General features: G+C 62.6%; 12 protein-coding genes. 9 read left to right on the forward strand and 3 right to left on the reverse strand.

All coding sequences use genetic code 11. The annotated features are described in order from the left end of the window. Position 1 precedes the first annotated feature (1 nt). From secF to ACUY2Y_RS09775, 4 genes are all read left to right on the forward strand, one after another. Positions 2–1,279 carry a protein translocase subunit SecF gene (gene secF / locus ACUY2Y_RS09760; protein ID WP_448326084.1) on the forward strand — a complete coding sequence of 426 codons (1,278 nt, stop codon included), beginning with the start codon at positions 2–4 and terminating at the stop codon, positions 1,277–1,279. 103 nt (positions 1,280–1,382) lie between these two features. Further along, a complete protein-coding gene (locus ACUY2Y_RS09765) occupies positions 1,383–3,125 on the forward strand; it encodes an ABC transporter substrate-binding protein (protein WP_448326086.1) in 1,743 nt (580 codons plus the stop codon). Positions 3,126–3,128: 3 nt separating this feature from the next. Further along, complete coding sequence (locus ACUY2Y_RS09770) at positions 3,129–3,707, forward strand: adenine phosphoribosyltransferase (protein ID WP_210573493.1); 579 nt, start codon at positions 3,129–3,131, stop codon at positions 3,705–3,707. Positions 3,708–3,735: 28 nt separating this feature from the next. Then, positions 3,736–6,012, forward strand: coding sequence for a RelA/SpoT family protein (locus tag ACUY2Y_RS09775; protein WP_448326087.1), 2,277 nt, complete (start codon positions 3,736–3,738; stop codon positions 6,010–6,012). Positions 6,013–6,123: 111 nt separating this feature from the next. Here ACUY2Y_RS09775 and ACUY2Y_RS09780 read toward each other — a convergent pair whose 3' ends face one another. Together ACUY2Y_RS09780 and ACUY2Y_RS09785 are read right to left on the reverse strand one after the other, a co-directional pair. Next, positions 6,124–6,531, reverse strand: a complete 408-nt coding sequence (locus ACUY2Y_RS09780) for a hypothetical protein (protein WP_448326088.1) — start codon at positions 6,529–6,531, stop codon at positions 6,124–6,126. Positions 6,532–6,902: 371 nt separating this feature from the next. Further along, complete coding sequence (locus tag ACUY2Y_RS09785) at positions 6,903–7,802, reverse strand: peptidylprolyl isomerase (protein ID WP_448326090.1); 900 nt, start codon at positions 7,800–7,802, stop codon at positions 6,903–6,905. Between the two features lie 109 nt (positions 7,803–7,911). Here ACUY2Y_RS09785 and tpx point away from each other — a divergent pair, with 109 nt between their 5' ends. From tpx to hisS, 3 genes are read left to right on the forward strand one after another with little or no spacing between them, the layout of a single operon-like run. Next, complete coding sequence (tpx, locus tag ACUY2Y_RS09790) at positions 7,912–8,412, forward strand: thiol peroxidase (protein WP_448326092.1); 501 nt, start codon at positions 7,912–7,914, stop codon at positions 8,410–8,412. Positions 8,413–8,454: 42 nt separating this feature from the next. After that, positions 8,455–9,123 carry an MBL fold metallo-hydrolase gene (locus ACUY2Y_RS09795; protein ID WP_448326094.1) on the forward strand — a complete coding sequence of 223 codons (669 nt, stop codon included), beginning with the start codon at positions 8,455–8,457 and terminating at the stop codon, positions 9,121–9,123. 11 nt (positions 9,124–9,134) lie between these two features. Then, positions 9,135–10,460, forward strand: coding sequence for a histidine--tRNA ligase (gene hisS / locus ACUY2Y_RS09800; protein ID WP_448326096.1), 1,326 nt, complete (start codon positions 9,135–9,137; stop codon positions 10,458–10,460). Between the two features lie 216 nt (positions 10,461–10,676). Here the strand turns inward: hisS and ACUY2Y_RS09805 are convergent, their stop codons facing one another. After that, positions 10,677–12,128, reverse strand: a complete 1,452-nt coding sequence (locus ACUY2Y_RS09805; RefSeq protein ID WP_296144273.1) for an L-serine ammonia-lyase — start codon at positions 12,126–12,128, stop codon at positions 10,677–10,679. Between the two features lie 148 nt (positions 12,129–12,276). Between ACUY2Y_RS09805 and ACUY2Y_RS09810 the strand changes: the two genes are divergently transcribed. Then, complete coding sequence (locus tag ACUY2Y_RS09810) at positions 12,277–13,395, forward strand: ABC transporter ATP-binding protein (RefSeq protein WP_448326190.1); 1,119 nt, start codon at positions 12,277–12,279, stop codon at positions 13,393–13,395. Positions 13,396–13,427: 32 nt separating this feature from the next. After that, entirely contained in the window at positions 13,428–14,717 is a 1,290-nt protein-coding gene (locus tag ACUY2Y_RS09815) for a DUF4032 domain-containing protein (protein ID WP_448326097.1), read from the forward strand. The last annotated feature ends 37 nt before the right edge of the window (positions 14,718–14,754 follow it).

Genomic DNA, 14,754 nt, shown 5'->3' on the forward strand with positions numbered 1-14,754 from the left:
CATGACCACCTCACTGAACGCCGCAGCTGATTCGTCGGCAAGCAACGGCGCTGCGAAAGGCACTGCCGCAGCGGAACACGAGACCGCAACGCACACGAAGGGCATCGAGCGCCTTTACGAAGGCAAGGGCGCGATCGACTTCATCGGCCGCTCCAAGCTCTGGTACATCATCGCCGTGGCTCTGGTGGTCATCTCTGCTGCTGCGATGCTGCTGCGCGGCTTCAACCTCGGTATCGATTTCGAGGGCGGCACCAAGATGTCGATGCCAGCCGGCGAACTCGTCGTCGAGGAGGTTGAGGAGACCTTCGTCGATGCAACGGGCGTGACTCCCGAGCTGACCCAGATCGTCGGCGCGGGTGATTCACGCACACTGGAGATCAATTCCGAGCACCTGACCCAGGAGCAGATCGACAGCGCACGCGAAGCGATCTACAACGCCTACCAGCCGAAGGACGCTACTGGTGAGGCGACACCGGACGCGATCGGCGATTCCACGGTGTCCGAGTCGTGGGGTTCGACGATCACGAACCGCATGCTGCTGTCGATGTTGATCTTCCTCGTCACCGCCGCGATCTACGTCGCCCTGCGTCTGCAGCGCAATATGGCGATCGCAGCCATGGTCGCCCTGCTTTTCGACGCCGTGGTCATCATGGGCATCTACGCCCTGTTCGGCATCGAAGTCACCCCAGCCATGATCATCGGTCTGCTGACCGTGCTGACGTTCTCCCTTTACGACACCGTCATCGTGTTCGACAAGGTCAAGGAGAACACCGAGGGCGTGCTTGATTCGCGCCGTTCGACCTATGCGGAAGAAACCAACCTCGCCGTCAACGAGACATTGATGCGCTCGATTTCGACCTCTGTGATCTCGGCGCTGCCGATCATCGCGCTCATGATCGTCGCTGTGTGGCTGCTCGGCGTGGGCACCCTCCAGGACCTCGCACTCATTCAGCTGATCGGCGTCGTGGAAGGCGTTATCTCCTCCCTGTTCCTCGCTAGCGCCCTGCTGGTCACTCTCACCAACGCGCAGAGCCAGTACAAGGAGCACAACAAGAAGGTCGCTGACTACCGCGCGGGCAAGAGCGAGCGCGAGCTTATCGACGGCACCTCTGCTTCCACCGAATCCTCTACCTCCGAGCAGGACGACGACGCGGCTGAAGCGGTGTCCGCGAAGCGCACTGTGACCTCCCCGCGTTCCTCTTCTCGCCTAGACGCTGAAACGCATGCGACGGAGCCAGCACGCCAGTCCGCCGCAACGTGGCGGCCGAACCAGAAGTAGTGCACCGTGGCAAGTAGATGAGGATTAGACAGGGCGAGAGGAGCACACCGTGAACACCCCCATGAAAACCACGGCGGGAAATCGGACGCGACGAAGGAATTCTGTGCGCGTTGCCGCCCTGCTTACCGCAGCAGCCACCTTCATGGCGGGGTGCTCCGATTCTGAGCAGGAGCCCACGGACCAGACCGCCTTGGACTATTTCGGGTACCAGCTACCCGTTCCGCTGATCACCACGAATGCGGCGACGAAGATCGGCGATTCTTTGAAGATGCAGCGTCTTTCCGGACGCATGTTCCCGGGGGCATTCATTCCCGGGCCGTCCGGCCAGCGCATCCCGAATACCGACCTTGTGTCCACGCAGGTATTGCCGGGCCCGCAGCGACAGGTCATTTACACCTTGTCGGATCAAGCTGAATTCTCCGACGGTGTTCCGGTGACATGCGACGACTATGCCCTCGCTTTTGCCGCCGGTTCCAACCCGGATGTCTTCTCCTCTCATATGCCGCAGATGGAGCAAGTCGAGCGTGTCGATTGCACGCCGGGCTCCAAGGAATTCACCGTCGTCTTCCAGCCGGGCAAGGGCGGCCGCTGGCGCGAGCTTTTCGGTGCGGGCACGGTGCTTCCCGCCCACGCCATCGCTAAGCGCCTAGGCATGAAGACCGCCGATTTCACCACCGGCCTCCAGTCCGGCGACCCAGATCTGTTCGCCCGCACTGCCGAGGTGTGGCGCTTCGGCTACGGCCTCCGCAAATTCGATCCCGAGCTTCAGGTGTCTTATGGCCCGTACAAGATCGAATCGATCGGGGAGGAGGGCGAGGTCGTCCTCGTCGCCAATGAGAAGTACTACGGCGACGCCCCCGAGGTGCCGAAGGTAGTTGTGTGGCCGGCGTCCAAGGATTCCGCGGAACTCCAGGAAGCAGGCGCACTCATGGTCGGTGACCTGAGCGATCACAATCCGGATTGGTACGAGGCTCCGCCTGAGCCCGATCAGGGTGCCAATGCCGACGATGTGCGCACGGGCAAGGACGGCCAACAAGCAGATGCCTCCGAGGCGAGCGCAGCGGGGGAGACACCTTCTGACGATGGAGCAGACTCGGACTCCCCGGAGAGCCACCAAGAACTACAGACCGTCATCGGCGAGATGACCGACACGCTCGTTTTCGCCGACGCAGGTTCGTGGGCGTATCACGACAACCGGCAGGCTCTGGCCAAGTGCATCGACATTCGGGCGGTGGCGGAGGCGTCGTCACGCGAAGCTGGCATCGAGCTCCCGCCGTCACCCGTGCACGTGCTCACCCAGAATGACCCGATGTCGCGTCGCCTCGCCGATATTGCGGACCCGCACCTCGGCGTCGATATCGAGGGCGCCAGCGTCGCCTCTGGACTTGAGCTGCACGTCGGTTACAACGCGCCGAATAAGCGCATGGCTGCCATGGTCGAAGCGATGAAGAAATCGTGCGAGCCCGCCGGCATCACGATCACTGACGTGACTGCCAACGGCAAGACACGCGGCGATCTCCTCACCGAAGAGCCGACCTGGAATGAGCAAGGTGAGCTCGACCGCGGCGGCAAGATCGATGCCTTCCTCGGCGCCGTCGACCCGATGATGGAATACGAATCCGCGACCTCACGCTCCGAGGAACTCCAAAGCCTCCGCGCGGAGGAAAAACGCCTGTGGGACGAGGTGCCGTCTATTCCGCTGTCTGCTCAGCCGCGCACCTTCATCGTGGACAACAGCATCAAGAACGTGGTGGTCTACACTGGCCCTGTCGGGATCGGCTGGAACATGGACCGCTGGCACGTTCCCGGTTTGGAACCCACACCGGAACAGAAAGACGACAAGTAGACCATGACCTCCCCAGAGAACTCTGTTCAACCCACGTACCGCACCGCCCGCGAGGCCTTGGCCGAGAAGATGCGCTATGTGCAGGACTTCCCTGAAGAAGGCGTGCTCTTTGAGGATCTAACGCCGGTGCTTGCTGACGGCGCAGCTCTGAAAGTCGTCATCGCCGAGATGGCGGAGGCCTCCAAGAACCTCGGCGCCGACATGATCGGCGGCCTCGACGCGCGTGGCTTCCTCCTCGGCTCAGCTGTCGCTTACGACATGGGCCTCGGCATCCTGGCGATCCGCAAGAAGGGCAAGCTGCCGCCGCCGGTGATCAGCGAGGAATACTCCCTTGAATACGGCACCGCCGCGCTGGAGATTCCTGCGGAAGGCATGAATATCGAAGGAAAGCGCATCGTGCTTGTCGACGATGTCTTGGCCACCGGCGGCACCCTCCACGCCGCCCGCGATCTGATTGAGCGTGCTGGCGGAATCGTCGCCGGTTGCGTCGTCGTGCTCGAAGTTTCTGGCCTTGGCGGCCGCGAACGCTTGGACGGTATTCCTCTGGTCGTTCTGAACCAAAGTAACGGCGACGCAGCATAGAACTGACAGTGTGGCTTAAAGTGGGCGCATGACGTCCCAAGATCGATCGCAGCGGCGCAGCACCGGTTCGTCGATGCGCAGTGTGTCGGCCAGGCTCGCCCGGTCGCTCACAGGTGGGCGACCGAAAACTAACCCGGTCATCGAGCCGCTGTACTCGATCCACCGCAAATACCACCCGAAGGCGAGCGTCGAGGATATCTCGCGCGCCTATGAGACCGCGGAGCGCCTGCACGAGGGCGTGCAGCGCAAGTCCGGCGACCCGTACATCACGCACCCGCTGGCTGTGTCGACGATCTGCGCTGAGATCGGTATGGACACGACCACGATCATGGCCGCGCTTCTCCACGACACGGTGGAGGACACCGAATACTCCCTCGACGATCTCACGAATGATTTCGGCCCGGAGGTCGCCCGGCTTGTCGACGGTGTGACCAAGCTCGACAAAGTCGCCCTCGGCGCCGCTGCTGAGGCGGAGACGATCCGCAAGATGATCGTGGCGATGTCGCAGGATCCGCGAGTACTGGTGATCAAAGTCGCCGACCGTCTGCACAATATGCGCACCATGCGCTTCCTGCCGCCGGAGAAGCAGCAGAAAAAAGCGCGTGAGACCCTTGAAGTCATCGCCCCGCTGGCGCACCGCCTCGGCATGGCATCAGTGAAATGGGAGCTCGAGGACCTCGCATTCGCGATCCTGTACCCGAAGAAGTACGAGGAGATCGTCCGCCTCGTCGCTGAACGCGCCCCCTCGCGTGACCGGGCTCTGAAAGAAGTCACCGGTGAAATCCAGGCTGAGCTGAAGCAGAACGGCGTCAAGGCCGAGGTCATGGGACGCCCGAAGCACTACTGGTCGATCTATCAGAAAATGGTGGTCCGCGGCCGCGACTTCAACGAGATCTTCGACCTCGTGGGCATTCGCGTCCTGGTGGATAATGTCAGCGACTGCTACGCCGCCATTGGTGTCGTGCACTCGCTGTATTCGGCGATGCCGGGGCGCTTCAAGGACTACATCTCGAACCCGCGCTTCGGTGTTTACCAATCACTCCACACCACCGTGATGACAGATTCCGGCCGCCCGCTGGAGATCCAGGTGCGCACTCACGAGATGCACTACAACGCCGAATTCGGTGTGGCCGCCCACTGGCGGTACAAGGAAACAAAGGGCTCCCACAAAGGCGACCAGGCTGAGCTTGATCAAATGACGTGGATGCGTCAGTTGCTCGACTGGCAGAAGGAAGCGGCGGATCCGAACGAGTTCCTCGATTCCCTGCGCTACGATCTCACCTCCGCGCAGATCTTCTGCTTCACACCGAAAGGTGATGTGATCAATCTGCCGGCGGACTCCACACCGGTCGATTTCGCCTACGCGGTGCACACCGAGGTCGGCCACCGTTGCATTGGCGCGAAGGTCAACGGAAAACTCGTCGCCCTTGAATCCACACTCAAGTCAGGTGACCGTGTCGAGGTCTTCACATCAAAGGACGCGAATGCGGGCCCGTCGCGCGACTGGCAAGACTTCGTCGTCTCACCGCGCGCCAAGAGCAAGATCCGCCAGTGGTTCGCGAAGGAGCGCCGCGAAGAGCACCTCGAGGCCGGTCGCGATGCCCTTGCTGCCGAGGTCCAGCGCGGCGGTTTGCCGTTGCACCGCCTCTTCACGGCTGACTCGATGAACAAGGTGGCTACTCAGCTCCACTACGACGGTGTCGATGCCCTCTACACCGCGATCGGTTCCGGGCAGACCTCTGCGAAGCACGTGGTCAGCCTGCTGGTGGAGATGTTCGGCGACGAGGACGACGCGGTCGACGCGCTTGCCGCACGCGCGCCTATAGCGGAGCTCAAGACACCGACGCGTACCGACGGCCCCGGCATCCTCGTCGAGGGATCCCCCGATGTGATGGCCAAACTGGCCCGCTGTTGCCAGCCTGTGCCCGGCGATGAAATCTTCGGCTTTGTCACCCGTGGCGGGGGAGTGTCCGTCCACCGCGTCGACTGCACCAACGCAGAGAAACTCAAGCAGGAACAAGCCCGACTCATCCAGGTGGAGTGGAACAGCGGTTCCCGACAGGGCGCGTCCACGGCGACGATGCAACTGGAAGCACTTGACAAACAGGGCCTGCTGGCTGAGCTCACCCGTGTCCTCAACGAGCAGAAGCTGCCAGTCATTGCTTTCAACCACCACTGCGACGACGACCATATCGCCACTGTCCGGTTCACTTTCCAAGTATCCGATACCAAGCAGTTGGGCACGCTGATGAACCAGGTGCGCAATATCGAGGGTGTCTTCGACGTCTACCGTGTCAACGCTTAGCCGATAACTCGGACTCGGCGCACCTCTGATTTAGAAGCCTAAAGACGCGAAAACCGCCACGACGCAGCGTCGTGGCGGTATAGGCGTGTGAGCTAGATGCTCGGCGCAGCCTTAGAACGGCAGCTTGAAGTTCTTCTGAGCGAAGGTGAGCACGGAGCCGACCAGACCCAGGACTGCGGTGAAGACGCTGATCCAAGCGGTGATAGCCTTCGGATCCCAGTCGCCATCCTTGTCGGAGGAGTTAGCCTTCAGCTTGTCGCCGAAGGACTTCTTCTTGCCGTTGTCCTGGTCGGTGTTGTCCTTGCCCTCGTCGTCCTTCGGCTGGTCGGCCTTGTCGTCGTCCTTCGGCTGGTCGGCCTTGTCGCCGTCCTTGCCCTCGTCGGCGTTGGTGCCCTCGGCGGTGACGGGGGTCTCGTCCTTCGGAGCCGGCTCAGCTGCGAAAGCCGGAGCAGCGACGACGCCGGAGACGGAAACGGTAGCTGCGGTGGCAGCAGCGAGGATGCTCTTGCGGATCTTCATGAATGTCCCTTTCAGAAAGAAGCTCTCAATGACGTGGAACACTCTACAGTCGGGGTATAGGCCCTGCAAGGGCTTTAACGAGCGGTTATCCAGGTAGGGGGACTGGCTCTCAGGCTTTTCTTAAGTGTTTGTAGTCAAAATATGTGCCGAATGGGACTAATGGGACTGGTTTGGCGGACGCGTTCTCAGGCTCTGGCGACGGAGAATTTGTACAGACACACAGTTGAAGCGGGAAATATGGGAGAGGGGGAGGGGTGGGCGTCGATAAGCTGTATGCGCGCTGGCCGTGATTACGGCAACCTTAAGCTCGGGCAATGAAAAACCGCCCAATGTGAGTAAGCTCACACTGGACGGGGTGGGGATAGCGGAGATTAAGCGATCGATGCGCTGTTGATCTTCACTTCCTCCTTGGGGGCGCCGTCGCCGGGGTTCGCCATCATGGCCTCTTCCTCGGACTCCGGCTCAGCGATGCCTGCCTCGGCGATCTTGTCGAGGGTGGCCAGGCCCTCCTCGTTGATCGTGCCGAAGTAGGTGTACGCGGGCGGGAGCGGGGAATCGCCGTAGTTGAGGAAGAACTGGGAGCCGTTGGTGTTCGGGCCCGAGTTCGCCATGGCGATGGTGCCGCGCTCGTAGAGGACGTTCTGGTTCTCCTTCTCCGCCGGGTCGTCGGCCGGGTACTCGTCCGCGAACTGGAAGCCCGGGCCGCCACTGCCGGTGCCGCTCGGATCGCCGCACTGCAGGACGTGGAGGCCCTCAGTGGTCAGGCGGTGGCACACGGTGTCGTTGTAGTACCCCTCCTTGACCAGGTACTCGATCGCGTTGACCGTGCACGGCGAGACGGAGCGGTCCAGGGTCAGGCCGATGGGGCCGGCGGAGGTGTCGAGGGTGACGTCGACGGTGCCCTCCGTCGATACGCCTTCTGCTTCGGGCAGGCCCTTGTAGAACTCGCCCTGTCCGTCCTCGGTGTAGGTGCAGGTGACCGTCGGATCGAGCGGGGTCGTGCGCTTCTTATTAAGCGCGACGGGCTCCATCTCTTCCTGCTGCTCCTGCTCTTTCTGCTCGTCTTGTTTGTCGGCTTCCTCCTCGGCAACGACATCTTCGTCGGAGCCCCAGGTGGCAGCCATGTAGATGCCGCCGCCGACAAGAGCGATGACCAGCAGCGCCATGGCCGCGATCGACCAGGGCTTGTTCTTCTCTTTGCGGTCGCGTGCCTTGAGCTCGCGGTCGAGTTCCTTCAGGGCGTCTTTGCCGCGCTGCGCGTTATTGCTCACGGACTTCGGCCTCCATCGGTAGGTGTTGGTGGTCAGATGGGTAATTACAGTATCAGTACTGCACTACATGCCAGTGCGTGCGGCCGGGCCTTTATTTATGCTGGGCGCCATGGCTGATATTTCTTTCCGCAATGAACCGACCACCACCTCCGGCGAACTTCCTGCCGTTGGTGAGAAGCTGCCGTCCTTCGAGCTCGTCGGCGGCGACATGAACACCGTTACTGACGCTGACTTCGCTGGCAAGCGCATCGTGTTGAATATCTTCCCGTCTGTGGACACCGGCGTTTGTGCGCAATCGGTGCGCCGCTTCAACGAGCTCGCCGCGGGCCTCGACAACACTGTCGTCCTGTGCGTGTCCAAGGACCTGCCGTTCGCGCAGCAGCGTTTCTGCGGTGCCGAGGGCATCGACAATGTCGTCAGCGCCTCCGCGTTCCGCTCCACCTTCGGTGAGGACTACGGCATCATCATGGAAGGTTCGCCGATCAAGGGGCTGCTCGCGCGTTCCGTGGTGGTCACCGATGCGGACCACAAGATCATCCACACTCATCTCGTAGACGACATCGCCGATGAGCCCGACTATGACGCTGCCGTAGAAGCACTGTCGAAGTAATTTCCGGCGGCATGGTCGCGCATGCCGTCTACACTGGCGGCCATGCAGATCGCAGGATTCACCGCAGGGCCGTTCGGGACCAACACCTACGTCGTCATTGCGTCGGCGGACTCCGCCTCGGGCTCCAAGCCCGAGGCTTTCGTCATTGACCCGGGCAAGGATTCCCACGCCCAGGTCATGAAGATCGTCGAGGAAGCGGATGCAGAGCTCGTCGCCGTCGTGCTCACCCACGGCCACATCGACCACACCCGTGACTGTGCCGAGTTCGGTGTGCCTGTCTACATCCACCCCGACGATGAGGTGATGCTCGATCCGCAGTGGGGCGCGCCCGGCGACTTCGGCCGGATCTTCGAGGTCGACTCCATGAAGCAACCCGAGGACCTGCGGCACCTTACAGCGGGGGAGACCATGACGTTCGCGGGCATGGACTTCCGCATCGTCCACGCCCCGGGGCACTCGCCGGGGTCGTGCCTTCTCATTGCTGCCGCCGACGAGCAGGTCGTCTTTGCCGGTGATGTGCTGTTCGCCGGTTCCATCGGCCGCACTGACCTTCCCTTGGGTGACCCGGCCGCCATGGACCGCACCCTCGCCGGTCCCGTGTGGGATCTCGACGATGAACTCACTGTTCTGCCCGGCCACGGGCCTGCGACCACAGTGGCACAGGAACGCGCCACAAACCCGTATCTCAGCGCCGCTGGCCGTTCGCGCTAAGATCGACCGGCGTGAGCGATACCCAGCAGAAAGCCGAGAAGTTCCAACCCCTGTCCGCGCCGAAGGGCGTGCCGGATTATGTTCCGCCGGCATCCGCCACGTTCCACGCGGTCCGTTCCGAGTTTGTGAATCAGGCGCATCTTGCCGGGTATCAGCACATTGAGCTGCCTGTCTTCGAAGACACCACCCTCTTTGCCCGCGGCGTGGGGGAGTCCACCGACGTCGTCTCTAAGGAGATGTACACCTTCGCCGACCGCGGCGACCGCTCCGTCACCCTGCGCCCAGAAGGCACCGCAGGCGTCATGCGTTCGGTGATCGAGCACAATCTCGATCGCGGCCAGCTGCCGGTCAAACTCAACTACTACGGCCCGTTCTTCCGCTACGAGCGCCCGCAGGCCGGTCGCTACCGTCAGCTGCAGCAGGTCGGCGTCGAGGCGATCGGCGTCGACGATCCGCTTCTCGACGTCGAGGTCATCGCCCTTGCCGACCGCTGCTACCGCTCCATTGGCCTCACCGGCTTCCGTCTCGAGCTGACCAGCCTCGGTGACCGGAATTGCCGCCCGGCCTACCGCCAGAAGCTCCAGGATTTCCTCCTCGATCTGCCGCTGGACGAGGAGACCCGCCACCGCGCCCAGATCAACCCGTTGCGCGTACTGGACGACAAGCGCCCGGAGGTCCAGGAGATGACCGCTGACGCTCCGCTGATGCTCGATCACCTCGACGCCGAGTGCCGCGAGCACTTTGAGACCGTCACCGGCTCCCTCGACGACCTCGGCATCGAGTACGTAATCAACCCGCGCATGGTCCGCGGCCTGGACTACTACACCAAGACCTGCTTCGAATTCGTCCATGACGGCCTCGGCGCACAGTCCGGCATCGGCGGCGGCGGCCGCTACGACGGCCTCATGGCGCAGATCGGCGGCCAAGACCTGTCCGGCATCGGCTTCGGCCTCGGCGTCGACCGTGCTGTCCTCGCCCTCGAAGCGGAAGGCGTCACCCTCGACGGGGTCGACCAGCGCGTCCAGGTTTATGGCGTCGGAATTGGCCCCGAAGCGACCAAGAAAATGGCCAAGCTTATCGACGAACTCCGCCACAACGGCATCTCCGCCGACATGGCGTACGGCGGCCGCGGCCTCAAGGGCGCCATGAAGGGTGCAGACCGCTCCGGCGCCCACACCGCACTCGTCCTGGGCGACCGCGAGCTCGAAGCCGGCGAGATCACCGTGAAGAATCTCGAGAACCAGTCGCAGAAGACTGTCTCCCTTGATGCCGGTGCGATCATTGACGCCATCTTCCTCCCGGAGGACGATACCGCCCCAGAGGTCACGGAACGCTAGGGGGCAATCGGGCCTGCCCTTTATTGGGCCCCAGCGGCGTTTTGATCGCCGGCCGGGAGGCGGCCGCCGACCGCGGTCAGATTCCCGCGTGGATCTTCCTTCATCTCGCCGGGGATCGGCTACCTGTTTCCCCAGGTCAGTTTTGGTTGATATGGAAGCAACGTCGTCTAAATCCACCCTGTACCCAGTGACACCCAACCAAGCCTCATAGTGGGGCTAGCACTCGGTGATATTCACCGGGAATCCGAGCTGGACGGCGAGGCCGCCGACGGAGGTCTCCTTGTATTTGGTCATCATGTCGCGGCCGGTGGCGGCCATGGTCTCCACGGCGTCGTCGAGGGAGACGATATTGGTGCCGTCGCCCCATTTGGCGAGGCGGGCGGCATTGATCGCTTTGACGGCACCGATGGCATTGCGCTCGATGCATGGGACCTGAACGAGGCCGCCGACTGGATCGCAGGTGAGTCCAAGGTTGTGCTCGAGGGCAATCTCCGCGGCGTTTTCTACTTGGGCAGGTGTGCCGCCGAGGATGGCGCACATTCCTGCGGCGGCCATGGCGGAGGCGGAGCCGACTTCGCCCTGGCAGCCGACCTCGGCACCGGAAATGGAGGCGTTGGTCTTGATGATTGCGCCGACGGCACCGGCAGTGAGCAGGAATTCCCGGGCGCGCTCCGGGGTGAAATCGGCGGTGAAGTCCCGGCAGTAGTGCATCACGGCGGGAATGATGCCGGCGGCGCCGTTGGTCGGGGCAGTGACAACGCGGCCGTGGGCGGCATTCTCCTCGTTGACAGCCAAGGCGTAGAGGTTCACCCACTCCATCGCGTCGAGTCCCTCGGAGTTGTGGCGTTGCTGCTCACTGGTGAGCATCGCGTGCATGCGCGGGGCGCGACGGCGGACATTGAGGCCACCGGGTAGGGAACCGTCGGTGGTGATGCCGTTTTTCACGCATTCCTGCATCACGGACCAGACCTCGTCCAAGTGGGTGGTGTACTCGGTCACGCCGCGCTGGATGGTTTCGTTGTGGGCCATGACCTCGGCGATGCTCAGACCGGTGTCGTCGCAGACAGCCAAGAGGTCCGCGGAGGAATCATAAGCGTATGTGCCGTCGTCTAAGTCAGCTGCCCCGGATCCAGCTGCCTCTTCAGCCTCCGCCTCAGCGACTGCAGTAGCGGCGGCGATGCCGGTGCTAGCACCTTCGGAGGTGGCTTCGTTCATCTCGGCGCGGTCCATGATGAAGCCGCCGCCCACGGAGTAGTACTCGGTGCGGCTGGCCAGGCGGGTGCCGTCAGCGGCCCATGCGTCGAAGATGAGGCAATTGGGGTGTTCGGCGACGGGCTTCGGGTTGAAGGTGAGCTCGTAGGTGACGGTGCCGTCGGGGCCCGAGATGGTGCCTTTCGCGGGAATCGGTGTTCCCGGGACAGGCTCGACGGTCTGGTCGGTAGTCAGGGGAGTGTAGCCCACCAGGCCGAGAAGGACGGCGCGGTCGGTGCCGTGGCCGACACCGGTGGCGGCGAGAGAACCTCGCAGTTCAATGTGAACTTCAGAGGGGAGCTGGCCGAGTCTTTCCACGAATGCGGTGCTGGCGCGCATCGGGCCAACGGTGTGCGAGGACGACGGGCCGATGCCGATGCTGAACAGGTCAATCACGCTAACACGATGCGATGTCATGTCCACGAGGGTAAACGCGGGGGTAAAAGGGCACAAACCTTTGAGCAGGTGAGCTACTTAGCGCAGGCCAGCTGGTGTTAGGGTCAAACTAAGGTTTGAAATATGGATGACCGGTGGCGGTTCGCGCCCGCCGGAAGAGGAGAAGCACATGGCCACAGTGACCTACGACAAGGCGACGAGGATTTATCCGAAGGCGGTTAAACCGAGCGTCGATAAGCTTGATCTTGAAATTGCAGACGGTGAGTTCCTCGTCCTCGTCGGCCCCTCTGGTTCCGGCAAGTCCACCGCGTTGCGCATGCTCGCGGGCCTGGAGGAAACGAATGAGGGCCGTATTCTGATCGGCGACCGTGATGTCACGCACGAGTCCCCGAAGGACCGCGATATCGCGATGGTCTTCCAGAACTATGCGCTGTACCCGCACATGACCGTGCGCGAGAACATGGGCTTTGCCCTCAAGATTGCGGGCATGGACAAGGGCGATATCGATCGCCGTGTCGAGGAAGCCGCGAAGACCCTCGATCTGACGGAGTACCTGGACCGCAAGCCGAAGGCCCTTTCGGGCGGTCAGCGCCAGCGTGTGGCCATGGGCCGTGCGATCGTGCGCGAACCGCAGGTCTTCCTCATGGACGAGCCGCTGTCCAACCTGGACGCCAAGCTGCGTGTGCAGACCCGTACCCAGATCGCCAGTTTGCAGCGCCGGATGGGCGTCACCACGATCTACGTCACGCACGACCAGACTGAGGCGCTCACGATGGGCGACCGTATCGCCGTGCTCAACTTCGGCGTGCTGCAGCAGGTGGGCACCCCGCGCGAACTCTACGAACACCCGGATAACGTCTTCGTCGCCGGCTTCATCGGTTCGCCGGCAATGAACCTGTCCACCTTCAATGTCGAGGGCAATGTGGCCACACTCGGCGGTGCGTCGATTCCGCTCGCGCCCGAGCATGTCCAGGCCCTGACTCCGGAAGATAACGGCCAGGTCATCCTCGGCTTCCGCCCGGAGGCGCTCACCGTCGTGCCGGAGAGCACCGAGCACACCGTTCCCATCGAGGTCGACTTCACGGAGGAGCTCGGCTCCGATTCCTATATCTACGGCCACCTCGTGGGCGGCGAGTGGCGCGAAGAGGGCACCGACGATTCCGTCGCGGGCAAGATCGTCGTGCGCGTGGCACCGATGTCCGGCATCAAGGGCGGCGACATCATCCACGTCGCTGTCAACGAGGGTGGACTCCACGTGTTCTCCAAGGCGACAGGAAAGAGGATCTAGGCGCCTGCCGCGCGCCGTGAGGTGAACAGCCCATGTCCGAGAAAATGAGCGTCCAGTCGCCGGCGTATGCACAAGTTCTGCTTGGCTTGCCGTGGGCTGTTCCTCTCGCGGACTGGCCTGAAGAGTTGCTCGCGGCGTACCCGCGCGGTATTTCGCGCCACACGGTGCGGCTCATTTCAGCAGGCGGATTGGCGCTAGCGATCAAGGAGATCGGAGAGTCCGTCGCTTATCACGAGTACCGGACGTTGAAGAAGCTCCGGGATCTCGACATTCCGTGCGTGAAGCCGGTCGCGGTGATCGCGCACCGCACCGACGACGCACGCGACGAGGAGCTCACTCCGTGCCTGGTCACTGAGCACTTGGAGTTCTCCTTGCCGTACCGCGACGTGTTCAGCCGCGCGTTGGGCCCAGCGACAGTGAATAAGCTCATCCGCGCGCTCGCCGTTCTGCTTGTGCGCCTCCACCTGCTGAATTTCTATTGGGGCGACGTGTCGCTGTCTAACACCTTGTTCCGCCGAGACGCCGATGAATTCTCCGCGTACCTTGTCGACGCGGAGACGGGTGAGTTCCACGCCCCCTTGTCCCAAGGGCGCAGGCTTTACGACGTCGAGCTCGCCCGCGTCAACATCATCGGCGAACTCATGGACCTTCAAGCAGGCGGGCTTATCGACGCCTCCGTGGACGTCATCGCCCTCGGCAATGCCGTCGATGCGACCTACCACGAACTGTGGGGCCTGATGACCGACGAGCTGGTCGTCGAGGGCGACGCGTTCGGACAGATCGCTGAGCACATCGAGAAGATCCAGGCTCTGGGTTTCGATATCGGGGAGACTGAAATCACCCACGCCACCCGGCCCGATGTGGATGCCGACGGTAATCCCACCGGTGACAACGTCGACGTGTACCGCGTGAGCATTGAGCCTGCCGTGTTTTCTACGGGCTTTCACCGCCGCAAGCTCAAGCAGCTCACCGGACTCGATGTCCAGGACCGTCAAGCGCAGCGTCTGCTGGGTGAAATGGAGGTCTACCGGGCACTCCATTACGACGGTGACATTTCCTTGGAGGACGTCGCTCTGGACTGGTTGGTGAACCGATACGAACCGATCGTGGCGCTCACCCCGCCCGCTCTGCGAGCCAAGCTCGAGCCCGCTCAGGTGTTCCACGAGATCCTCGACCACCGCTGGTTCGTCTCGGAGAACGAGTCACGCTATGTCCGCCTCGAAGAAGCCGCCGAATCCTATTTCCGCACCATCTTGCCTGAGCGGCCCGATGAGGCGCGGATCTACACTGCCGACAATCCCGATATATCCGATAGCCCCTGAATCCCACACCCCCTAGAACAATGATTGAGGTACACCC

The sequence above is a fragment of the Corynebacterium sp. 20-84 genome, from assembly GCF_053479455.1.